At 41.3% G+C, this 21,442-nt stretch carries 20 protein-coding genes and 1 pseudogene; 8 read left to right on the plus strand and 13 right to left on the minus strand.

Translation table 11 applies throughout. The features are described from left to right. Nucleotides 1–49: 49 nt before the first annotated feature. Genes P2W73_RS07535 through P2W73_RS07545 form a run of 3 tightly spaced genes read left to right on the plus strand, consistent with a single transcriptional unit; the run spans nucleotide 50 to nucleotide 3,226 of the window. Entirely contained in the window at nucleotides 50–1,582 is a 1,533-nt protein-coding gene (locus P2W73_RS07535) for a class I adenylate-forming enzyme family protein (RefSeq protein ID WP_276501394.1), read from the plus strand. A gap of 10 nt (nucleotides 1,583–1,592) precedes the next feature. Further along, nucleotides 1,593–2,432 (plus strand): alpha/beta fold hydrolase, encoded by an 840-nt coding sequence (locus tag P2W73_RS07540; RefSeq protein ID WP_276501395.1) that lies wholly within the window; start codon nucleotides 1,593–1,595, stop codon nucleotides 2,430–2,432. A 2-nt stretch (nucleotides 2,433–2,434) separates the two neighbouring features. Next, a complete protein-coding gene (locus P2W73_RS07545) occupies nucleotides 2,435–3,226 on the plus strand; it encodes an SDR family oxidoreductase (RefSeq protein ID WP_276501396.1) in 792 nt (263 codons plus the stop codon). A gap of 79 nt (nucleotides 3,227–3,305) precedes the next feature. Here P2W73_RS07545 and P2W73_RS26470 read toward each other — a convergent pair. From P2W73_RS26470 to P2W73_RS07560, 4 genes and pseudogenes are all read right to left on the minus strand, one after another. Then, nucleotides 3,306–3,440: pseudogene (locus P2W73_RS26470) on the minus strand (hypothetical protein); the annotation flags it as partial. Between the two features lie 37 nt (nucleotides 3,441–3,477). After that, a complete protein-coding gene (locus tag P2W73_RS07550; RefSeq protein ID WP_276501397.1) occupies nucleotides 3,478–3,885 on the minus strand; it encodes a VOC family protein in 408 nt (135 codons plus the stop codon). A 171-nt stretch (nucleotides 3,886–4,056) separates the two neighbouring features. After that, nucleotides 4,057–4,794: a glucosamine-6-phosphate deaminase gene (locus tag P2W73_RS07555; protein WP_276501398.1), complete on the minus strand. Its 738-nt coding sequence runs from the start codon at nucleotides 4,792–4,794 to the stop codon at nucleotides 4,057–4,059. A gap of 12 nt (nucleotides 4,795–4,806) precedes the next feature. Continuing rightward, nucleotides 4,807–5,937 carry a PfkB family carbohydrate kinase gene (locus P2W73_RS07560; RefSeq protein WP_276501399.1) on the minus strand — a complete coding sequence of 377 codons (1,131 nt, stop codon included), beginning with the start codon at nucleotides 5,935–5,937 and terminating at the stop codon, nucleotides 4,807–4,809. 457 nt (nucleotides 5,938–6,394) lie between these two features. On the opposite strand from P2W73_RS07560, the gene P2W73_RS07565 reads away from it, so the two are divergent. Next, entirely contained in the window at nucleotides 6,395–7,321 is a 927-nt protein-coding gene (locus P2W73_RS07565) for a c-type cytochrome (protein ID WP_276501400.1), read from the plus strand. Nucleotides 7,322–7,485: 164 nt separating this feature from the next. Here the strand turns inward: P2W73_RS07565 and P2W73_RS07570 are convergent, their stop codons facing one another. The 3 genes from P2W73_RS07570 to P2W73_RS07580 all read right to left on the minus strand — a co-directional run bounded on the left by P2W73_RS07570 (nucleotide 7,486) and on the right by P2W73_RS07580 (nucleotide 10,225). Further along, nucleotides 7,486–8,721, minus strand: a complete 1,236-nt coding sequence (locus P2W73_RS07570; RefSeq protein WP_276501401.1) for a DNA-processing protein DprA — start codon at nucleotides 8,719–8,721, stop codon at nucleotides 7,486–7,488. Beyond that, nucleotides 8,718–9,335 carry a ComF family protein gene (locus tag P2W73_RS07575; RefSeq protein ID WP_276501402.1) on the minus strand — a complete coding sequence of 206 codons (618 nt, stop codon included), beginning with the start codon at nucleotides 9,333–9,335 and terminating at the stop codon, nucleotides 8,718–8,720. The genes P2W73_RS07570 and P2W73_RS07575 overlap by 4 nt, the downstream gene beginning before the upstream one ends. 218 nt (nucleotides 9,336–9,553) lie before the next feature. After that, a complete protein-coding gene (locus P2W73_RS07580; protein ID WP_276501403.1) occupies nucleotides 9,554–10,225 on the minus strand; it encodes a hypothetical protein in 672 nt (223 codons plus the stop codon). A 331-nt stretch (nucleotides 10,226–10,556) separates the two neighbouring features. On the opposite strand from P2W73_RS07580, the gene P2W73_RS07585 reads away from it, so the two are divergent. Then, entirely contained in the window at nucleotides 10,557–11,384 is an 828-nt protein-coding gene (locus tag P2W73_RS07585) for an ion transporter (RefSeq protein ID WP_276501404.1), read from the plus strand. Nucleotides 11,385–11,396: 12 nt separating this feature from the next. On the opposite strand, the gene P2W73_RS07590 is transcribed toward P2W73_RS07585, so the two are convergent. Next, a complete protein-coding gene (locus P2W73_RS07590) occupies nucleotides 11,397–12,470 on the minus strand; it encodes a right-handed parallel beta-helix repeat-containing protein (RefSeq protein WP_276501405.1) in 1,074 nt (357 codons plus the stop codon). 471 nt (nucleotides 12,471–12,941) lie between these two features. Then, the gene (locus tag P2W73_RS07595; RefSeq protein WP_276501406.1) at nucleotides 12,942–13,331 is read right to left on the minus strand and encodes a hypothetical protein; all 390 of its coding nucleotides are present in this window, start codon (nucleotides 13,329–13,331) and stop codon (nucleotides 12,942–12,944) included. A 440-nt stretch (nucleotides 13,332–13,771) separates the two neighbouring features. Here P2W73_RS07595 and P2W73_RS07600 point away from each other — a divergent pair, with 440 nt between their 5' ends. Next, nucleotides 13,772–15,721, plus strand: a complete 1,950-nt coding sequence (locus P2W73_RS07600; RefSeq protein WP_276501407.1) for an adenylate/guanylate cyclase domain-containing protein — start codon at nucleotides 13,772–13,774, stop codon at nucleotides 15,719–15,721. Here the strand turns inward: P2W73_RS07600 and P2W73_RS07605 are convergent. Further along, on the minus strand, nucleotides 15,718–16,365 hold the full coding sequence (locus P2W73_RS07605; RefSeq protein ID WP_276501408.1) for a hypothetical protein: 648 nt from the start codon (nucleotides 16,363–16,365) through the stop codon (nucleotides 15,718–15,720). The genes P2W73_RS07600 and P2W73_RS07605 overlap by 4 nt on opposite strands. A gap of 1 nt (nucleotide 16,366) precedes the next feature. Then, nucleotides 16,367–16,852 (minus strand): RNA polymerase sigma factor, encoded by a 486-nt coding sequence (locus P2W73_RS07610; protein WP_276501409.1) that lies wholly within the window; start codon nucleotides 16,850–16,852, stop codon nucleotides 16,367–16,369. A 202-nt stretch (nucleotides 16,853–17,054) separates the two neighbouring features. Here P2W73_RS07610 and P2W73_RS07615 point away from each other — a divergent pair, with 202 nt between their 5' ends. Then, nucleotides 17,055–17,942 (plus strand): helix-turn-helix domain-containing protein, encoded by an 888-nt coding sequence (locus P2W73_RS07615; RefSeq protein ID WP_276501410.1) that lies wholly within the window; start codon nucleotides 17,055–17,057, stop codon nucleotides 17,940–17,942. Nucleotides 17,943–18,094: 152 nt separating this feature from the next. Then, complete coding sequence (locus P2W73_RS07620; RefSeq protein WP_276501411.1) at nucleotides 18,095–19,456, plus strand: phosphatase PAP2 family protein; 1,362 nt, start codon at nucleotides 18,095–18,097, stop codon at nucleotides 19,454–19,456. A 68-nt stretch (nucleotides 19,457–19,524) separates the two neighbouring features. On the opposite strand, the gene P2W73_RS07625 is transcribed toward P2W73_RS07620, so the two are convergent. Both P2W73_RS07625 and P2W73_RS07630 read right to left on the minus strand, forming a co-directional pair. After that, nucleotides 19,525–20,241 (minus strand): DUF4397 domain-containing protein, encoded by a 717-nt coding sequence (locus P2W73_RS07625; protein WP_276501412.1) that lies wholly within the window; start codon nucleotides 20,239–20,241, stop codon nucleotides 19,525–19,527. Nucleotides 20,242–20,770: 529 nt separating this feature from the next. Further along, nucleotides 20,771–21,352, minus strand: coding sequence for a DUF6794 domain-containing protein (locus P2W73_RS07630; RefSeq protein ID WP_276501413.1), 582 nt, complete (start codon nucleotides 21,350–21,352; stop codon nucleotides 20,771–20,773). Nucleotides 21,353–21,442 lie beyond the last annotated feature (90 nt).

The raw sequence follows: 21,442 nt of genomic DNA on the forward strand, positions 1-21,442 counted from the left end.
TTGTGTCAACAAAGGTGGCATCCATCGGGAGCCACTTTATTTACCTTATATGTCTCTCCAATTGCTTACCATACAATATTGGCTAAAAAAACATGCTACCTACCGCTCACAACATACTGCTATCGTCTTTGAAGATAAGCGGCTTAGTTATAGACAGCTTTATGAAGAAGTGAATCGTTTGTCGAATGCATTTATTGCAGCTGGTATTGGCAAAGGGGATAAAGTGGCCACACTTCTATCCAATTCATTGGAGCTTTTGGAAATTTATTGGACCTGTGCCGCTATTGGTGCCGTTGCTGTTCCGCTAAGTCCGTTATTAAGAGGGCAGGGGCTGTTCAACCTGTTGGATAATTCCGATACAAAATTGCTGATAACAAGTCATGAGCTGGTACCACATGTTGATGAAATAAAATTGGAGTTAAAGAAAATTCCAGCCGGAAATTATTGGGTCACGGATACAGACGTTAAGGGTTATCAAAACTATCACTGGCAAAAACAACAACAGACAGATGAGCCGCCGGCAGTGGAAGAAGTAAAGGGAGATGATCCTTACAATATTATTTATAGCAGTGGTACAACCGGCTTGCCAAAAGGCATCGTGATCAGCCATGCGGTAAGAGCTCTATACGGCTCCTTATTTGCCAATGCCTACCGGATGACGCCGGAAAGTATAGTGATGCATTCGGGCTCCATTATTTTCAATGGTTCTTTTTTAACATTGATGCCGGCAATGATGCTGGGCTGCACCTATGTGTTAATGAGTCATTACGATGCAAAAGAAGTAGTGGAGATCATTCATAAAGAAAAAGTGACACATACCATTCTTGTTCCTTCACAGATCATCGGTTGTTTACAAAAAGAAAATTTTACCAAAACACATTTATCCTCTATCGAATATATCTTATCTGTTGGCGCACCGCTGTTGCTGGAACATAAACAGGAATTGAACAAGCGAATACCCGGCGTGTTCTATGAGTTATATGGCTTGACTGAAGGATTTATGACGATACTTGACCGGAATGATTCGATGAATAAAACAGGCAGTGTAGGTTTTCCGTCGCAGTTCATGGAAATAAAAATTGTGGATGATAATGGAAGTGAATTGCCCCGGGGGCAAATTGGTGAGATCATTGGCAGGGGGCCATTGCTGATGTCGGGTTATTATAAAAACGAGATACAAACCCGTGAAGCGCTGAGAAACGGTTGGTTATTCACCGGTGATACGGGGTATATTGATGAAGATGGTTTTCTTTTTTTGACCGGCAGAAAAAAGGATCTAATTATATCAGGTGGGGTAAACGTTTATCCAACGGATATTGAAGAAATTATTATCCGGCATAATGCGGTGAAAGATGTGGCAGTGTTTGGAGTGCCGCATGCCGAATGGGGCGAAACACCGGTAGCCGCCGTGGTACTGCATGAAAATGCCAGCATTGCATCAGAAGAAATAAAGAACTGGGCCAATCAAAACCTTGAGGCCCGTTATCAGAAAATTTATAAAGTGATCATTCTTGATGAGCTGCCGCGAAATGTGGCTGGCAAAATATTGAAACGTGAATTAAGAGAAACATTTGCTGAATAAAAAAAGTTCCATGAACAATCGGTATACCTGTACTAACGGGATCAAACTTCACTACATAGAGTTTGAGGGTGAAAAGCCAGTCATGATATTGCTGCATGGATTAACCGCCAATGCGCATGCGTTTGATGGGTTGATCGCTGCAGGATTGAGCCCTGCTTTTCATGTGCTATCAGTTGACCTGCGGGGAAGGGGTGAAAGCGATGCACCCCCTGCAGGTTATACCATGAAAGAACATGCAGCCGATATAATTGGCTTGCTTGATCAGTTGAAAATGGAGAAAGCAATTTTTGTTGGTCATTCTTTTGGCGGCTTTCTTGCTTTATACCTTGCTCATTTTTTTCCGGACAAGGTTGATAAATTGATATTAATGGATGCGGCAGCCAATATGCACCCCAATACAAAAGAGATGCTGGGCCCGGCTCTGAGCCGTCTGGGACAAAGCTTTCCTTCTTTTGATGCCTATTTACAAAAAGTAAAAGCAGCTCCGTATCTTACTGAATGGGATGAACAGATGCGGAGTTATTATCGTGCCGATGTAAAAGATAATGCTGACGGAACTGTGACGGTCATTCCTCAACCGGCACATATGATGGAAGCGGTGATGAAAGGGAGTCTTGGTGAACCCTGGCTGAATTACCTGTCAACAGTAGAACAGCAGGCCCTGCTGATCAATGCACCGGGCATTTACACCATGAATGCCGCTCTGCTACCCGAAGAGAATGCCATGGAAACGGTGGAACTGATGAAAAACTGTATCTATGCAAAAGTGCCGGGCAATCATCAAACGATGTTGTATGGTGAAGGAGCAAAAGAAATCGTACAGGTTATCAGACATTTTCTTAACAAGTAAATATGCAGGTAAAAAATAGTGTTGCTGTTATAACGGGAGCAGCCAGCGGTATCGGCGAAGCATCAGCAATAGCTTTAGCCGCAGCAGGCGCCAAAGTAGTGCTCGGTGATATGAATGAAGAAAAGCTCAATGCAGTGAAAGAGGTTATTGAAAACAGTGGTGGTATTGCAGCGGCTACTCTTGTCAATGTTACAGAGGAAAGTTCCGTTCAATCATTAATGGATTTTGCAATAGAAAAGTTTGGATGCATCAATGTAGTGCTGGCTTGTGCCGGTATCACCAGGGATAGCTTCTTCATTACACCGGATAAAGAGACAGGCAAAATAAAAAAGTTTATGACCACTGAACAGTGGAAGCAGGTAATAGACGTGAATATGACGGGAGTATTCCTCACGTTGCGTGAAGCAGCCATCCGCATGACAGATAATAAATGGGAAGGCGTGCTGATACCCATCTCTTCTATCAATAAATCAGGCGAACTGGGGCAGTTAAATTATGCATCGACAAAAGCAGCTATTGCTTTGTGGCCAAAAATTCTTGCCGGTGAATTTCATGCACGGGGAATAAAAAATATCCGCATTGCCGCGATAGCCCCGGGATATGTGGAGACGCCTTTGCTTACTTCTATTAAACCGGAAATATTGCAGGGCATCCTCAACGAGATACCGGTAGGCCGGTTGGTAAAAACGGATGAGATAGCGGCAACCATTCGTTTTATTATTGAGAACGAAGCGGTGCATGGAACGACACTTGAAGTTAGTGGTGGCATTGTAGGTAAAGGCCTTGCAAAATAGTTTGCCCCAAAAAAATATAGGTTGTTTCATGCCGGCAAACTGTCGCTTCCTGATGTTGAGTCATGTTATGACAGATAGTTCATAACATGGAATAAGCAGTGGTTACTTCGATCCTGTTTTGATCTGGGTCCAACGTTTCAAATTCATAATACCCATCGCCGGTTTTTCTTGGGCCACTAAGAATAGGGAATCCGTCTTCAGCCAGTTGTTTTGCTTTTGCATCTACCTTGAGTCATGTTATGACAGATAATTCATAACAAGGAATAAGCAGTGGTTACTTCGATCCTGTTTTGATCCGGGTCCAACGTTTCAAATTCATAATACCCATCGCCGGTTTTTCTTGGGCCACTAAGAATAGGGAAGCCATCCGCAGTCAATTGTTTTGCTTTTGCATCTACCTCATCCATGGTGTCAACACCAAACGCAAGGTGAATGATACCGAGATGTTGTTTTTGTTTAGTATCATTCTGATTGGAAGGTAAACCGGGCATCGTCATTAACTCAAGCCTGGCGCCGGATGCAAAACTTAAAAAGTAGCTATGAAATTGTTTTTGATGATTGGTGTATCTGTCATTTGGTTTTGCATCAAAATATTTGATGTAATAATTTTTCAATACTTCCAGTTTGTTGGTCCATATGGCAACATGTTCCAATGTCATAGTATAAATATTAATGCTGAAGATACATATTTTGAAAAGTTGAACTAATCGGCCACCAGACAATATTCATTAAATTATACGGCGTTTTCAATGCTGGCCACACCACCATAGATGAGAAAACAAAAAAATAGAGTATTCTTACTTTTGACTTCGCTAAGTTTCATTACTTTTCTAAACATTTTTTTTATTTAACAGCGAAGCTGCTTCTTCGTCTACCATCACAAATCCACTGCGATGTATTTGCATGATACTGGCGGGAAATTTATTTGTCACTTCTCCTTCAACTGTCTTTTTTATCACTTCGGCTTTTTTGTTTCCATTAGCTATTAATATCGCCTTCTTCGATTCGAGAAAGTGCTGCAGTCCCAATGTAATTCCCTGTTGCAATGCAACAGTTGTTTTGAAATATTTTTGACCAACTGTAAGTGTTGTTTCATCCAGGTCGATGACGTGAGAATAATTGTTGAAGGATACGCCGGGTTCATTAAAACCGATATGACCATTCATGCCGATACCAACAATCATCAGGTCAATGCCACCATTTTTTGCGATGACGGCATCCATTTTACGACATTCGTTATCCAGGTTATTTGACATGGCATCAAACAAATGCATTTGTGCCGGTGACAAGCTTAACGGTTCAAACACTTCATGCTGAAAAAAGTAGTGGCAACTTCCCTCATTTGAAAGCGGAATGCCGACCCATTCATCGAGGCCAATAAAAACGATCTTGCCGGTGTCGACCTGCTGACTTTTTGCTTTTTGCGCCAGCAACTGACAAGTGAGCCTGGGTGTGTCGCCGGATGCAAAGCATATGACGGCATTTGGTTTTGCCTTTATCAATTCAATTGTTTCATCGGCTACTGCATCTGACAGGCCCGTGTAACCTGGATAAACTTTTAACTCCATCCGGAAATGATTTTAATAGTTTTCAAAAAAATTAATAATCTCATTGGCGTCGGCACTTTTACCCTCTCTTACATAATAACCCGAAAAAGCATTGGCCAGCCACAAGGATTCTTCGATATCTAATTGTAGTAATTGTGCAGTGCAAAACCCTGCGTTGAAATTGTCACCTGCACCGGTTGATATTTTTGGATTACTGGTATAAAAAGTTTTGACGCTAACAACATTTCCTTTTGTAACAGCAAGCGTTTCTTTTGAACTGTGCAGGACCAATTCATGGATCTCCAACTTTTCAAACAAACCGGCGGCTGTTTTAACGGGGTCAGCATTATCATTTGTCAGAGACAAGGTCCTGGAAATAACGCCGGCTTCATTTTTATTTAGACTTAAAATAACTTTGCTATGCTGGCCAAATTCTTTCAATAATTGCAGGGCTTCATTTATTGATTCAGTACTTCGCTTTGAACAATCAGACAGATCAACAAATACAGTTTGTCTTTTTTCAAAAGAAGATGACGGGAAAATAGCTTTTAACAGGCCTTTCCAAATGTCCGTTGAGGCATCGATCTCACTCCAGTTGAGTAAACAAATAAGGTCGCTTTCTTTAAAAAGTTGATCCAGCGTTTCTATACCGATCCTGTTTTTTATTTCTTCCCAGCCTGTTGTGTTTAAGGCACCCATGTCACCCAGCAGCATCTTTCCATCGGTAAATTCCAATGCAGTTGAACTGCCAGGATTGGCAAAACTGTACAGCTGGCAATTAGGCGGAAAATTAAAGATTGGCTCTGGTTGGGGATATCCAAGAGCGCCTATGCAACTTACCTTCATGCCAAACTTGCCCAGTGCATTCGCCATGATCGGCATATTGCCACCCAGTTTTATACTTTGGCTTGACAATTCAAGACTGAAGCTGGCGCCTTTCTTTTCGAGAATATAGTTTCCAAACTCTTCGATGGTGCTGAATAGGGTAGCTGTGTTTTGTTCATTTTTTTCTTTTATCACTTTAGCGAGGGAGTCAACAAAACCATCAAAACCGGCGGTCACTATTTTTTTCTTTAAAATTTCCCCGCTATTCCTGATGACATCGATCAGGCGAGCCTTTTTTTTACCGGGTATAGAAATGGTATCAGTTGAACTGTTTTTCATCAGCAAGTTATCGTTGTGCAGGTAAGGGGTAAAGTTAATGAAGTTGAAGATTGGATAAAGGACAATGCAAGGCTTTTGCAGGGCAAACTCATTAAAGTCTGAGTAGTTTAGGACACAGATGACACGGATTATACAGGTTTACACAGATTTTTTTAGACAGATTGGATAGCCATCTTTCATATTTGGTCATAAAATTTAATTGAGCATGTCCCATCAATCGGATTTTACGGATTTATTCCGCAAAGCGGAATAACAAATCCGTGTTTATCCGTTCAACCCGTGTCATCCGTGTTCTTTTTTTTATTTTCAAAGAATTTTTAAGCGCATTTTAATGCGTCTGCCCCCGGGCTTTTACATCAATTGCTCCATTTCATCCGGGATTACACGCAATTCAGCCACTGTAACATTTGTAACCAAAAGCGCTGATTATAATTTGGCCGCATTAAACCAAAATTTCATGCGCAGGCTAAAAAAAATTTTAAAATGGACAGGTCTTGTCCTGTTGTTCCTGGTTCTGGGCATCACTGTTACAGTGATGGCGAGGCAAAATTTAAAATATGAGAGTCCTTACCCGACTATAACAGCATCTGCCGACACGAATGTGATCTTGCGTGGCAAACATTTAGTTTTTGGTGCGGCTCATTGCGCCGATTGTCACAGCAAGACCAATGCTGATTCGCTACTCAACCTTGGACAGGATGTACCCCTTTCAGGCGGCGTCGTTTTTAATCTGCCGGTTGGCAAGATCTACTCAAAAAATATTACGCCGGACAAAGAAACCGGTATTGGTAAATACACCGACGCCGAAATTGCAAGAGCCCTGCGTTACGGTGTTCATCCCAACGGAACGGTGGTTTTTGACTTCATGCCGTTTCATAATATGTCTGATGAAGACCTGACAGCCATTATTTCTTACCTGCGTGCACAAAAGCCTGTTCGTAATGAAGTGCCGGACCATAGCCTGAATATGCTGGGCAAAGCAGTAAAAGCATTTGTGGTGAAACCAGTAGGCCCCAATGGTGACGTGCCAAAAGAAGTAGCAGCAGACAGTACAGCTGCTTATGGAAAATATTTGGCAAACAACGTAGCTAATTGTGGTGGTTGCCATACACAAAGAACATTAAGCGGCGAGTTTACCGGGGAGCCTTTTGCGGGCGGAAATGAAATTGAAGGCTTTATTACTCCCAACGTTACTACGGATTCAAGCAGCCGCATCTTCGGTTGGTCCGAAAAGAATTTTGTAGACCGCTTTAGAATGGGAAGGTTAGTGCTAAAGAGTCCGATGCCATGGACGGCTTTTAAGCGTATGACCGATACGGAATTGAAAGCAATATATGCTTACCTGAAAACAGTACCGGCTGCAAAAACTAACTTGAAAAAATAATGACAAGGAAGAACAAAGCCGGACAGTATGCCTGGCTTTGTTCCTAAATATGTATTTGTCTACGAAACCGAAGCTGAGCAGTGATATGTCGCAGATTGTTCTTGAGTTGCCCCGCCATATAGTCAATGCAGTGGCAGTTTATGTCCGGAAGTTGTTTAAGCAAATTAAAAAAGTGTCGGTGCTTTTGTGTAATTAGGTTTAAGTGAGTACAAGGTTTCTCTTCCTTTTTTTATTGTTTCTATACCAGGAATTTTTTTCAAATAAGGAGTCAATTTTTTTGTTGTCCAATCTAATTTAGATTTTGCCAAAATATCCTTAGCCGATAGAGGGCTACCATTAAGTATATTCAAAATTCTACTTTCTATATTTTCATACTTTTCTACAGGTTCGTTTATGATGTTGTTTTCAATTCGTTCCTCCTCTGCATCTTGATTTTCAACAATGGGTTCATCTGGAAGTATTTTTTCAATGTTTAGATTTTCTAAATATTGTATTAATTCAGCACCGTTGGACAATGAAATTCCTCCTAATTTAATTAAATCATAATTTCCTTTCGGCGGTGAAGGTTTAAGTAATTCTGGTTCTAATACAAAAAGAGGCACTTTCATATTTAATGCAGATAAACCTGCATCAAACGTTCCACTCATCTTGCCACTGGAATCTCGTTCAGGTCCTGAAGAAATTACAATCACAGCTTGTGACATAGCACAAACAAGCTTATTTCTAATCATAGCGTTTTGACCTGAAAACTTTTCATAAGGCATAAATTGAGTTACGAATAAGGTATTCTTTTCCCAATTAAAATCTTTAACATCTTTCTTTACGCTTAAGTGATTAACTCCATAGCTAAGTATCATAGTCGTAGTACCATTCCCTTCTAAGGCTCCTAGATGTGCACTTGTATCAACGCCCTTCGCATAACCAGACGTTACATTAAAACCATTTTCTGCTAAACGACCTGCTATTCTTTTTGTAAGCATTATTGCAAAATCACTTACATCCCGAGAGCCTACTATTGAAATGCCTTTTGTATTTAAGAGTGATAAATTGCCTTTACAAAATAGCACTGGCGGAGCATTTTGCTTCAGCTTGTCTTTTACTGATTTAGGATATCTCTCATCATCCAGTCCGATTATAGAAACTTGGTCATCTTTAAGTTTTTGAAAAGCATTATACATTTTGTCGTCATCTAAAAAAGCCAACGATGTCAGATTAGCTCTTGAAAATTTTCCCTGCCCAATTTCTGGAAATAGTTTGGAATATTGGGAACTGTCCAAATCAAATAGGTCATTTACAGAGAGATTGTTTTTTTCTAAGCTCTCAAAAATGTAATAAATGCTTTTAGCGCCAAATCCTGGCGCATTTAAAAGCATATAAGTCGAATATTCTCTGTTTCTCATCTTTTTGTTCTTGTTTTTGTTATTGTAAGAACATAAACCCCTCTTGCGTTCCCAACATTTATTAATATATCACAAACTGCATTTAGCGTTTCGCCTGAACGGTAAAGGTCGTCAAAAACGAGAACATCTTTTCCACTTAGGGCATTCCTTTGTACCGAAAATGCGTTTTTTAAGGTCTCTTTTCGTTCTTCAGGGTCTTCAATTTCTTTTAGTTGTGAAGTCGATTTTAATTTTACTAAAATTCTAAAGTCAACTGGCAAATTGCAATGTAAACCTATAGCTTTTGCCAGGTCATATACAGGTTGAAATTCTCTGGTTGTGTCCGACGGCGGAATAGGTATTATAAAATCAAGTTCCCACTTTGCCTTATACTTATTCAAGAAATCTCCTGCACATGTTGCTATAGCTCCAACATGATGCCTTTCCTTCCAATATTTTAACTTATAAAGTTCTTCTGCAATGGGAGGTCGCTTTGTATCCCATTTAATTTTGCCGTTGCTGTCGGTAATATTGTTTCCTTCAGCATCTTTCATTGGAAAACTGGATGAAGTATGCAAGTCTAAGGCATATCCTTCTTTCCAATGTCCGTTTAGTTTTTGGGGATTTATCTCCATAATTTATCAGGGCGTTGCTTTTAAAATGGCAGCTTACGTTGAAGCATTGGCGATGTGGTAGTATTCTTTGTTCCGTCCGGTGCCGCTGCTGACTAAAGATACAAAAGCCCATTGTTTATTCTGTTGCTCAGCATTATTCTTCAGCCGGAACCGAAGCTGATTAGCGAACAAAAAGGAGAATATATTCGTCGCCCCACCATATTGCCATCTGTTAGCGGTTAGGCCGTTTCCGTGTCGTTTGTGTTACGCTTCAATATTTCTGTATCAAATGGTTTGTCTGTCCCCACTATTGGTTTAATAATGTATTGTCTAATACCTTGTTCCTTTTGGCGTTCTTGCTTTTCGTATGCAGAATATGGATTAACAAACATAAATGGTTCTTTGATTACAGTCCACACTCTCGAATTGTCAAAAGAAGAAATTATTTCGTTTTCAGTCAGTATAGAATTTTCTGTTCTTAGAAACGCAAGCATTCCAATATTTGTCAAATTAAATGCACCTAAAACTTCAATGTTATTTCCGAGTTGTCTTGGTAAAACGTCTGAAATGCTACGTTCTAATGTTTCTTCAATATACGAACCTCCAAATCGAAGTAAAATGTCAAGTGAGGAAATTTCTTCAAATGGCTCGTCCGTTCCTTGTTTCCAAGTTGTCAAACGATATGGTGTGTTTTTGTAGTACAAATAAAATTTCAGTTTACTAAGTTCACGAACCTCTTTTGCTAACTGAAATGGAATTTCTTCATCCAATATTTGTCTGTCCTGTCTTTGAATAATTTCGTTTAAGTTGTCGTAATGAGATTTGAATTTTGTCCAACTGTCTTTTAAAAGAACAGATTTTAAGTTATCTGTTTCACTTCTAAATGCTGATGTCAGTTCCCAAAATTTCATAGTCGTTTTTGATGTAGTGTCGGCATAACCGCCAACGTGTGTATTCTCGAATATACGAACTAAACATTTTGTTATACCAAAAAAATGTCGCTCTGAATACCAGCTTATCCGATTAATTTTTTCAAAATTTCCCGATTACTCCCGGAGTCTCGATAATACAACCACCCTGCTACAGAAAATCTTTAATGTCTTCAATCGGGCTCAGGATACTTACGATGTCTTTATTAGGTAGAGACAAAAAACAACTCAGCTAATTTTTACCGGCAGTTAAGGCACAATAATATTTGGATCGATTATTCACTAACTTTAAGACAACCAAAAACTGTCTTCGGTGAGATATCATGAAAGTAAAAGGAAGGTCCATATCCTCCTTCATCCTGAATTAGGTGATACAAAATGGGATAAGATTCTCAATGGTTTTATTATCACTCTTATCATTCTGAATATAACAGCTGTCATGCTGGAAACTGTTCCGTCTATTCACGATCCCCATGCAAAGTTCTTCCATGTCTTTGACGTGGTATCTGTGATTATTTTCACCATTGAATATGTGCTCCGGGTGTGGAGTAGTAATCATGACCCACGATACTCACACAGTTTGCATGGGCGTATCCGGTATATGCTTTCAACCGATGCCCTGATTGACCTGCTGGCTATTCTTCCCTTTTATGTACATATTTTTATCGGGTTCGATCTGCGGGTACTGCGTATTTTCCGTTTACTTCGTTTTCTGAGGCTGTTTAGATTAACGGCTTATATGAAATCGGCCCAGATGGTGAAGAATGTTTTTAAAACCAGGGCCAATGAATTAAAATTAAGCCTGGTGCTGATTTTATTTTTTATCATCATGGCATCCTGCCTGCTTTATTTTGCAGAACACCTGGCACAACCCAAAGTATTTTCAAGTATTCCGGCTACTATCTGGTGGGCTGTTGTCACCGCTACCTCGGTTGGTTATGGTGACATGGTGCCAATAACTCCGTTGGGAAAAATCCTGAGTGGCCTTGTTTCGTTATCCGGTTTAGCCGTCTTTGCTCTGCCGGCGGGTATCATTACAGCCGGTTTTCTCGAAGAGATCAGGAAAATGAAATCACCAAAAAAGCATGTTTGCCCGCATTGCGGCGGGCCGTTGGATCATACCGGGCATGCAGGGGAGTAAATGCACCCTGTTTTATTGCTTTCTAATCTGCAGCAGTTCCTCAGGAGTAATAAAAGTGATGAGATGTGAGGGAACATTCATTTCTTCCAGGCTGATTACAACCGGGGGCTCCCATAAGGTGCCGGCGCAGTTGCCAGCGTTCCAGCCCATGTTCATATAACCTGTTTTATCAGTCCAGTTAATTTTATTTCCTTTTACATTAATATCGGAACAGGCAATACCAGTTTGTGCCCAAACATATAAAGGGTTATTGGTAAATGGTTGTTGCCGGCCATATATCTTGTTATTGAGAATAGTGATATTGCTGCCACCTGCTATCGCTATGCCGTATTGACCGGGATCTACTAATGTATTATTTTCCACAATGAAATAACTTCCTCCCAGGTCGCCTGTCATGATACCGCCGCCGGAGATCGACGGACCACCGCCCCTGAAAATATTATTGCGTACCATAATCGGGCTTGCGGCAGTTCCATTACTCATGTATAACGATATCAGATCTTCCGGATTACTTTCATTCAGGAAATTCTCACCCCTGTTGTTTTCAATGATATTGCCTTCACCGGCCACCTGGTTGAACTGCACAAACTGTCCCCGGCTTCCGTCTTCTCTTTTGCGCACATTTACAAACTGATTGTTGACAACCTTTATCACCTGCGACTGCATTACATACACTCCTGACTGTGCATCGTTGAATAAGCAATTTTCAATGGTAATATTCGATGAACTCTCCACGTTGATCGCTTCCAGCGCTGACTTATTGAAAAAACAATTGCGTACAGTAATGTTGGAACTCTTCTTTATATAGATGGACATACGACCACTATGTTCAAATTGTAAATTTTCAATTACCACATTTGATTGCTGATAAATAAATTTCGGACCTGCTTTGGGTAATGCCAGGTAATTGATTGTTGTTGGGGCTGGAGTAGGGGCCGGGTTATTGGGTGTAGGGCTATTCGGTGTGGGACTTATTGGGTTTCGCCTTTTGTATTCCAAAGATTTACCACAGGATACTAAGAATAAAGCAAGCGAGACAAATGTTACAAGGGTTTGCAACCGAAAGAACTTCAGGTGTAAAAACATAAACAGAAAGTTTTGAATTTTTATAAGATTAACACTAATCAGCAGAGGAGTACAGACGGATAACTTCTTTCAGGGGGTAGAATCGACAAAGTTTTAAAGTAACGAAAAATATTAATTGCGATAAAAAAAGGTGAATAAGTTTTTCCGTTCCTTGATTTTGTCTGGAAAATAATTGTAATATGATCGGACTCGGTTGGATTACCTGCCTATTTTTTAACCAGGAGAGTAGTTCCCTAAAAGCTCTTTCAGTAAAAAGATCTCAGCTATCTTTTGAGAAGAAAAATAGCAACCTTAATACGTCTTTACTTAAAAATAAGTGTAGGTTTTTATCACGACGCTTCCGTCGCTGCCAACTGCTTTCTTCATGCTAATTCTATCCCTGCTGTCGAAAGTATATATATAAGTTGCATCGCCAACAACATAACCGTTTGCTGAAGTCAAAAAGGGCACGGAAGAAATAGTTACAACTGGTTAAACTGAAATTATTTTACTTAGGAATTTGTCAATGCTGCGATGCTCTTTCACGTATTCTTTTATGGCATCAATAATGTTGCAGAAAGGAGCCCGGATCTGGGAAAAGTCGGCACTTAATTTTTCTTCCCGGTAGATATACGTCCGGATGGCACATTTGATAGAATCGACGGTAATGATAAAATAATGCTGGCGTTCTAAACCATCGTCATTGATATAGGTTACTCCTTCAATAGGAATGAAGATTTCGAAGCCACCATTAAATTTGGTGCCTTCCATTGTTGTGCCGGGCAATTTATATTGTAAGCCTTCCACCAGGTCTTCTAATGTGAGATCCATCGCTTTTGGATAGCGGGTGAGCCAGCAAATGAGGTGCTTGTTGAGGTACATGATTAAGATAACTTTTCGGTTCGTGTTCTTTGTCCAATAAATATTTGAAAAAAATCGGGTAGTTCCAATAAAAAGTAAATAAAATAGCGGTTTTCAAACAAAAAATTATCATCAATCAATGTTATGGCTTTCTCCGGGAACACGATAGGGAAAAATCTATTATATGTGACGGGCTCAGTAGTTAGTTGATGAATGTAGAGAAAGCTCTAATAAGTCTCCGTTTTTAACTGCTGAAACAACAGATTTAATGCGGTTGGTCCTTTCTTTTTCAAGTTAATATCAACAATTCCATCTTTATAGAAAATGGTGTAACCTATACGCATGTGGAGACCTATGGGCATTAGGATCTCTAACCAACCCGGGGAATAGGTTTAGTTGGTGCCGGCGATTTGGTCCTGCCGGTGATAGCCTAAGTATTTTTATTTATTTTTAATACCGTTATGGATGCCACCCGCCAATTAGCTGCCATTATGTTTACCGACATCGAAGGGTATACTGCACTCATGCAAAAAGATGAGCAGGCGGCTATTGAACGTCGCAACCATCACCGCGAAGTGTTTGAAAAAACAATGGCCGGTTATAGCGGTAAGATCATCCAGTATTATGGCGACGGCACCCTCAGCATTTTTAGCAGTGCCATCCATGCGGTTCAGGCAGCCGTATCAATGCAACAGGTTTTTTGCAAACCTCCGCAGGTGCCACTGCGTATCGGTATCCATATCGGTGATATTACCATTGATGATAGCGGCGTGTATGGAGACGGGGTAAACCTTGCTTCCAGGATAGAATCACTTGGAGTAGCAGGTTCCGTTTTTATCTCCGACAAAGTATTTGATGAAATAAAAAACCAGTCCGGTATCCGTACCGTTTCGATGGGCCTATTTAGCCTGAAAAATGTGTCGAGAACGGTAGAAGTTTTTGCCATTGCCAACGAAGGAATCGCAGTGCCGAAGCCAGCTGATCTCGAGGGCAAGACAGCCGGTACAAAAAACAAACTGGCCGTGTTGCCTTTTGTGAACATGAGTAATGATGCCGACAATGAATACTTCAGTGATGGCATTACAGAAGAATTGATTAATGTACTTTCTAAAATTGATGGTATACAATTAACTTGCCGTACGTCCTGCTTTAGTTTTAAAGGAAAGAACCAGGATGTGCGGGAAATAGGCAAGACCCTTAACGTTAGCAAAGTGCTGGAAGGAAGTGTACGTAAAGCAGGCAGCAGGGTTCGTATCACGGCGGAACTGGTGAACACCTCGGATGGTTACCAGCTATGGTCTGAAACATTTGACAGGCATCTCGACGATATTTTCGAATTGCAGGACGAAATTGCCGGCATCATTTGTAACCGGATGCGGGAACAAATGATGGGCAAGCCGGTGGAAACAACAGAGCCTTCTACCAATATCGAAGCGTACCAGCTTTACCTGAAAGGTTTATTTTTCTTCAACAAAGCAACGCCTGCTGATTATTATAAGGCCATACAATTTTTTGACCAGGCTGTTTCATTGGACAGTTCTTTTGCGAATGCCCATGCAATGATAGCCACCTCTTATACAGCACTGGCCTCTATCGGTCATGTGAACCCAGCGATGGTGATTGATAAAGTAAGGGCAGCCTCACGCAATGCCATTCAGTATAACAGCCAGTTACCGCAATCGTTCCTGAGCATGGCCATGCTGCAATTGTATTTTGAGTTTAACTTCGATGATGCTTATTCCAATATCCGGAAGGCTTTCCAGATTGCACCCAATTCTTCCGATGTGCATTATGTGGCTTCACATTATTATGCCATTATCAACGACAAGCAGCTCATGGTAGAGCAAGCCAGGCTGGCACTACAGGCTGATCCTTTATCATTGATGAAAAACAACCAGCTTGGCGAAGTGTTGCTGTATGCACGCCGGTTTGACGAGGCCGGGGAGCAACTGATGAAGACGAGTGAAATGGATCCTGCCTGGCGTACACCTTTGGAGAAACTGGCTTTGGTGTACCAGGCTAAAGGAGACTTTGAAAAATCTCTTGACTATTGGGACCAGATTCGCCGGGCAGTCAATCAACCGGGTAAGGGCGTTACCGGGTACATCATCGCTCTTAGCCTTCTTGGCAGAAAAGAAGAAGCTTATCCTTACCTGGAGCAATTGCATCGCCGCGCCGAAGCAGATTCGAAAATATCCCTGGATAGCGACCTGGCTACGAGCTATGCGGCGCTTGGCGATCTGGATAAAGCATTTTACTATCTCAATGCCTGTTATGAAAAGCGGCTCGGCAGTATTGTGTATGCTCTTCGCTACCCGCTAAACCAACTATTCCAGCCAGACGAACGCTATTGGCAAATGCTCGACAAGATCGGGTTAAGAAAATATTATGAGAAAGAACGGATTGCTTAGCTGGTTGCCTGTTCTCCCAGTTCTGAAGAAAGCGCCTTTAGTTCATTCAGCTCTTTCAGATCATTTTCAAAAGCCTCTTTTTTCCTGTTTTTAAACGCTCCGAATTTAAAAGCCAGGAAATAAATAAGAAAGATTATACCGATCATCAATGCCGTTTCTCCCAATGCCGGCCATAGCTCCTTATGCTCCAATTTTTTTGGTAAAAAAGAGAATACAGTTGAAATGCCCGCCAGTAACATAATGATGCCAAATGCGGTTTGTATTTTTTTGTTTTTCTCATACTCTTCAATGGTTCTCTTTAGGAAAGTTCCAAGGTCGGCTTTGTTTATATCGACTGTAAAGTTTCGAAGGCTGTTGACCAGCGAGATGATGGCCAGGATCACACCCACTGCCAATACACCATAAGGTATGTATTGCCATGTATGAGTGAAATCAAAAGGATTGCCGGCAAAAACTCCGCCCAGGAATACAAGTATGAAAGTCATCCATATCATATAGAGCCAGTTTTCCCGCCTGATTCCCGATACCCTTGACCGGGATCTTTCTTTCAGCATACTCAGGATAAGGCGATCATTCAGCCGTTGCGAAAACAAAAGATTTTGATTGTATTGCTGCCATGCGCCTTTTAATTCTTCAATGGTCATATTAATTTGTTTTAATGGTTTTATTTAATTTATTTTTTATTCGATTGAGCCGGACACCCACATTGCTGGTGGAAATACCGATGATCTCACTAATCTCATCATAACTCTTTTCATCGAGGTACAACAGGATGATGGCTTTTTCTATTTCCGATAACCTGTCGATGGCCTGATGCAACAACATCCTGCTTTCATTTTCATCAGTTGCAATTGAAAGATCCGGTATCTCCAATTCTTCCAGGTCAAGGGGCTTTTTGTGCAGGCTTCGGTTTTCCTTACGGAGATTGGAGATAGCAGTATTGAGTGCCACCTTATAGATCCAGGTACTATTGGCGGACTCATGTCTGAAGCCGGCATACGATTTCCAAAGTTGTAACACTACTTCCTGGAACAGGTCCTTGCAACTCTCGGGATCACGGCAGTATAAATTGCATACTTTAAATATTAATGCCCTGTAATCGTTGACCAGTTCAATGAATTTGTTTTCCATCCGGGTTTGTGGCTTTATACATTAGTCGCCTGCGCAATGAATTTCTTACAGTTTCAGGGGATTTTATTAATTATCGGGAAATTAAATGCAGGCTAACAATTTGATAGCGGTGAAACGGTCAGGCAAGAAAGTTCAACTGCTGCAAAAGGGCGGCTATTTACGGCCATTTTTTTAACTTAGTATAAGCAATTAAGCCGGTGTTATGCTAAACTTCTACGACCATGTAAGAGCCCACCCGGAACAGCTTAAGCAATTTTCCTGTAAAGATTTATTATTTCTGATCAATGAATGTCCTCCTGAGTTTACAAAAGGGGAGGAGTGGGCGGAGCATAATGTTTTTATTTATGTGATGACCGGGCGACACAACCTGTACAGTCGTGAACATGAGTGGCATTTAAAAGCCGGTTCCACTATGTTCGTAAAGAAAGGAGGACTGGGAATAGAAAGAGTAGACGATGATAGTTTTTGTGCATTGATGTTTTATGTTCCCGACAAATACATTTGTTCCTTTGTCAGAGAAAATATAGCCCTCTTTCCTCCTGTCGACCTGGCACTGCTTTCAGCACAGAAGGTGCTGCCAGTGCATACGACAGAGGTCATGGAAGCATTTTATCAATCGGTGCTTGCCTATTTTTCATCGACCACGCAACCTCCCGAAAACCTGGTGGAATTAAAATTCAAAGAGCTATTGCTTCATATTATCACCAATAAGGAAAACAGGGAACTAGCAGCTTATTTCTACCGGCTGGCAATGACCGGTATGGACGATCTGCAGGAGATTATGGAAACTAATTGTCTTTATAATCTGCGGTTACAGGAATATGCACGGCTTTGTCACCGGAGTTTATCTACATTTAAAAGGGATTTCCAGGCGAGGTTTGGCCATTCACCCGGACGTTGGCTGCTGGAGAAAAGACTGGGTGCTGCGGCAAAACTTTTAAGACAATCTGGTATGCAGGTGATGGACGTGGCACAGGAAAGCGGATTTAAAAACATCGCCCATTTTGACAAAGTATTCAAGAAACAATTCGGTCAATCTCCATTGCAATACAGGAAACAATTTTTTGCCAACAGTATCTCTCTATCCTGACCCGGAATATTGAACTCTACGGTAAAATTTTTGAACTGCAAAGCGTATCCATTTCCGTGTATTGAAAATAGCTTTGTGTAACCATCATTCTCCCTTTTCATTTGACGAAGTTCTTCTTGCGGCTATTTTTTAAATAACAAAAACCTTAAGCCATGTATACCCCTTGTCGATTCGTTTTTATGATAGCAAAACCGGTTTTAAGCATTTTATTTTCCGGAGTCTTTTTTTATGCCTTTTCACAATCTTCCAGGAATGTTTCTCATTGGAAAACCTGGGTGCTCAAAGACATAAACCAGGTGAGTGTTGCCGCTCCGCCGGATAAAACGCAAACACAAAAAGAGCTGGCAGAAATAAAGGATAAAATGACAAAGCAGGATGAGAAGGTATTGGGCCGGATACAGTACTGGGATGCAGGTGCTCCGTCGTACCGTTGGAATGAAATAGCTTGTCAACTCATCACTTTTGAAAATTTTAATGCTTTTACCCGTGAGCCTGCTGCCTGGATGAATATGGCCATTTACGATGCTACTGTTGCAGCCTGGAAAGCAAAATACAATTACCAGCGAAAACGTCCGGGTGAAACCAGCCCTTCGTTAAAACCGGTAATTGCAGCTCCAGCCACGCCTTCATATCCATGCGAACATTCCGTGACAGCAGCCGCGGCCGCATATGTACTTGCTTATTTTTTTCCTGAGAAAGCTGATTCAATATTGAAACTGGCGAATGAAGCGGCGCAGTCAAGAGTTTACGCAGGGGTACAGTTTCCCAGCGATGTGTCGGCCGGATGGAAACTTGGCGAACAAGTGGCGGCTATTGTGATTGAAGAAGCCAAAAAAGATGGATCGGATAAAGTATGGAATGGCACTATGCCCAGCGATCCGGGGCTATGGCGTGGACCTCATCCTGTTGGTATCAATGTGGCAGGCTTCAAACCTCTTGTACTGAAATCTCCTGACCAGTTCAGGCCGCCGGCACCGCCGGATTTTGCAAAGGACATGCGTGCACTTAAAGAGTTTAAAAGAAATTTTAAAACAGATGAGCAGGCCCTTCGCTGGCATGCCCTCAGCGGGCTGGATTTTTGGACGGATCTTGCCAGCAAAAAAATATTTGAGTACCGGCTCGACAGAAATACACCGGAATGTGCCCGGCTATATACGTTGCTTCATGTAGCATTTCATGAAGCAGCCATCGTCATTATGGATGCCAAATATGCCTATTGGGGAATACGGCCTTTTCAATACGACACCACTTATACGCCATTAGTTGAAACACCGCCTTTTCCCGGTTATCCTTCCGGTCACGCCACAGCCTCGGCTACGGCGGCCGGTATACTTTCATCTTTTTTCCCGGCCGATGCTGCCTTCTTCAGAGCCAGGGCACAGGAGTGTGCGGACTCAAGATTTTATGCAGGCATTCATTTTCAGACGGACAACGAAACCGGACTGAAGGTTGGCGCCAGTTTGGCTCAATACATTATGGACACAAAAGGGAAAAAAGAGTATGCGGCAAAATGATTTGCCGCATTTCCAGGTTTGTGTTGCTAAAAAAAAGTAGGTTAAAACATGGTGGTAGCGGTCCTCCTTTAATTAGCCCGCAGTAACCCGATCGATAACTGGTTGGCGCCAGTGCCGCCTTCCAGTCCTTTTAAATAAAAAGTATAGGCATTGCCCGGCTGCAAGTCTACATACGTGAGGCTGGCAATCACTGTTTCGGTGCCGGCCAGCTTGACCTGTATGTCATGGGTTGTGGAAGTAGTGGCTGAAAATTTATTCAATACGTCATAGCCGGTGTTATCGGCCAGCATACGATTGCTCTGCACTTTTACATTATCGATATAGATATCCACAGCATCTGTGTTGGGACTGGTATGAAAGAAACGATAATACGCTTTATCGTTTGTCAACGTCGAAAAATCATCCCTGATGCGGGTGGCGCTTGCCGCGCCGCCTGCCTGCTGGTTATAAATCAGCAACGTATAATAATTGAGCGAATCATATTGCGCCGGTGATATAGATGCAACGATGCTATCCGAGGCCGCTTTTTTAAATATTACCGCAAAAGCGCCTTTCTCTACGGCATTATAACCCGTGGTGACAGTTCCCGGAGCAAAGGCAGCATTGGACACTTTGGTATCATTAAAAAAAACATCAAGGGAAGGTGCCGTGGGTGCAAGATGCATAATTGAAACATAGGCCGTAGCAGGCTGCTGGGTGATGTTGTCAGGAGATTTTAAACATCCGGTCAATACAAGAACTGCTGCGATCATTGTACAACTCCATCCTAAGATATTGGGTTTCATTTTTTGTGACATTATCGTTATTGTTTATAAAATAAGGTACATCTTAAAAACAGGCGAATGACCTGCTGCGTAAAGCGGGTCAAAAATACTGTTCTTTTGTGTATTGATTATTCGCAACCCGAATGACAGCCGCTTGCCAGGTTTCGTTGCATGACCCAGCTGTTGGCAATACTGGATTTGTCAGAAGTGAATTACACAATTCGGAAGCAATCCTTTTATTCTTTGTTTTTCCGATCGAAGATACAAAAGCTGAGAGCATATTCTATAGCTCACCTGTGTTCCGTCAGCTTGATATGCAGCTGATAGTAGCACTAAGGTGAGGATTTATTCGCCACTCCCCGCTGACGCAAAACCTCGCTGTTTCCGCAGCACTATTGTTCAATATGAAGTTGAATTATTTGGCCTTTCTTTCTCCACCGAGTTACATCAGTCCAAAGTTCAGAACCTTTTGAAATGAGTTGTTTGTTAAAGCTTAGTTGGGCTACTTCCCCTTTGTCTTTGGTAGTGGTACTTCTCATTTCTAAAATGGTTAGTTAAATTTTTGACTAGTAGTGTCGATGGCCTGAACGAGTGCGGTAATTTCGTAACCGCGTTGTTTTCCAAGCATATCTTTAATTATGCCATTTGATTCGAAGCGATTTGCAACAACAGTGTCACCGGTATTAAAATTATCGGTTGGTTTTGGAGGGTTAGCTTTTAGTCGTTTGATTAAAGCAAAATATTCAGTTATTTGTCCCTCGAAGTCGATAGGTTGGTTGTTTAATTTTCTGTGATAAGATGTAAAGATAAAATAGGTCATGTCCTCCGGATGATAGACACTATAACTGTTGAAATATTTGGAAAGCTCAGAGCCTGTCCAAAGGTTCCAGTTGTTACGAATTGACACTCCTTGCATCATGTTAAATTCCGATACCGCTTTTGCTTCGTCTTTGCTTGCAAAGTATATTTTGGCGGAGTCAGAATAAATTATATCAAGCCTGTTTATACATTCTTCAATATTTAAAGGAATATTTTTCCAGGCCTCCTTAATTTCCCTTTTTGTTTGAGTTTGTCCAACAACATTTAAGAAAGTAACTGTCAGGCCAAATAGGATAGATAAATATTTTTGCATGGGCGAAAAGTGTTGCAGCCAACACGTTAATTTATACTATAAGATTTGCTATTCAAAATTTCACCGTCAGCAAATAAGGGTTGTTAAAAC

The organism is Terrimonas pollutisoli, from assembly GCF_029360765.1.
Taxonomy (GTDB): Bacteria; Bacteroidota; Bacteroidia; order Chitinophagales; family Chitinophagaceae; genus Terrimonas_B; species Terrimonas_B pollutisoli.

Excerpts from the sequence above, each read along its gene's own strand:
- P2W73_RS07600 (WP_276501407.1), top strand. The coding sequence starts at position 13,772 with ATGGATGCCACCCGCCAATTAGCTGCCATTATGTTTACCGACATCGAA.
- P2W73_RS07630 (WP_276501413.1), bottom strand. The coding sequence starts at position 21,352 with ATGCAAAAATATTTATCTATCCTATTTGGCCTGACAGTTACTTTCTTA.
- P2W73_RS07620 (WP_276501411.1), top strand. The coding sequence starts at position 18,095 with ATGTATACCCCTTGTCGATTCGTTTTTATGATAGCAAAACCGGTTTTA.
- P2W73_RS07625 (WP_276501412.1), bottom strand. The coding sequence starts at position 20,241 with ATGAAACCCAATATCTTAGGATGGAGTTGTACAATGATCGCAGCAGTT.
- P2W73_RS07550 (WP_276501397.1), bottom strand. The coding sequence starts at position 3,885 with ATGACATTGGAACATGTTGCCATATGGACCAACAAACTGGAAGTATTG.
- P2W73_RS07545 (WP_276501396.1), top strand. The coding sequence starts at position 2,435 with ATGCAGGTAAAAAATAGTGTTGCTGTTATAACGGGAGCAGCCAGCGGT.
- P2W73_RS07605 (WP_276501408.1), bottom strand. The coding sequence starts at position 16,365 with ATGACCATTGAAGAATTAAAAGGCGCATGGCAGCAATACAATCAAAAT.
- P2W73_RS07565 (WP_276501400.1), top strand. The coding sequence starts at position 6,395 with ATGCGCAGGCTAAAAAAAATTTTAAAATGGACAGGTCTTGTCCTGTTG.
- P2W73_RS07595 (WP_276501406.1), bottom strand. The coding sequence starts at position 13,331 with ATGTACCTCAACAAGCACCTCATTTGCTGGCTCACCCGCTATCCAAAA.
- P2W73_RS07615 (WP_276501410.1), top strand. The coding sequence starts at position 17,055 with ATGCTAAACTTCTACGACCATGTAAGAGCCCACCCGGAACAGCTTAAG.
- P2W73_RS07575 (WP_276501402.1), bottom strand. The coding sequence starts at position 9,335 with ATGGAGATAAATCCCCAAAAACTAAACGGACATTGGAAAGAAGGATAT.
- P2W73_RS07540 (WP_276501395.1), top strand. The coding sequence starts at position 1,593 with ATGAACAATCGGTATACCTGTACTAACGGGATCAAACTTCACTACATA.
- P2W73_RS07535 (WP_276501394.1), top strand. The coding sequence starts at position 50 with ATGTCTCTCCAATTGCTTACCATACAATATTGGCTAAAAAAACATGCT.
- P2W73_RS07610 (WP_276501409.1), bottom strand. The coding sequence starts at position 16,852 with ATGGAAAACAAATTCATTGAACTGGTCAACGATTACAGGGCATTAATA.
- P2W73_RS07580 (WP_276501403.1), bottom strand. The coding sequence starts at position 10,225 with ATGAAATTTTGGGAACTGACATCAGCATTTAGAAGTGAAACAGATAAC.
- P2W73_RS07560 (WP_276501399.1), bottom strand. The coding sequence starts at position 5,937 with ATGAAAAACAGTTCAACTGATACCATTTCTATACCCGGTAAAAAAAAG.
- P2W73_RS07555 (WP_276501398.1), bottom strand. The coding sequence starts at position 4,794 with ATGGAGTTAAAAGTTTATCCAGGTTACACGGGCCTGTCAGATGCAGTA.
- P2W73_RS07590 (WP_276501405.1), bottom strand. The coding sequence starts at position 12,470 with ATGTTTTTACACCTGAAGTTCTTTCGGTTGCAAACCCTTGTAACATTT.
- P2W73_RS07570 (WP_276501401.1), bottom strand. The coding sequence starts at position 8,721 with ATGAGAAACAGAGAATATTCGACTTATATGCTTTTAAATGCGCCAGGA.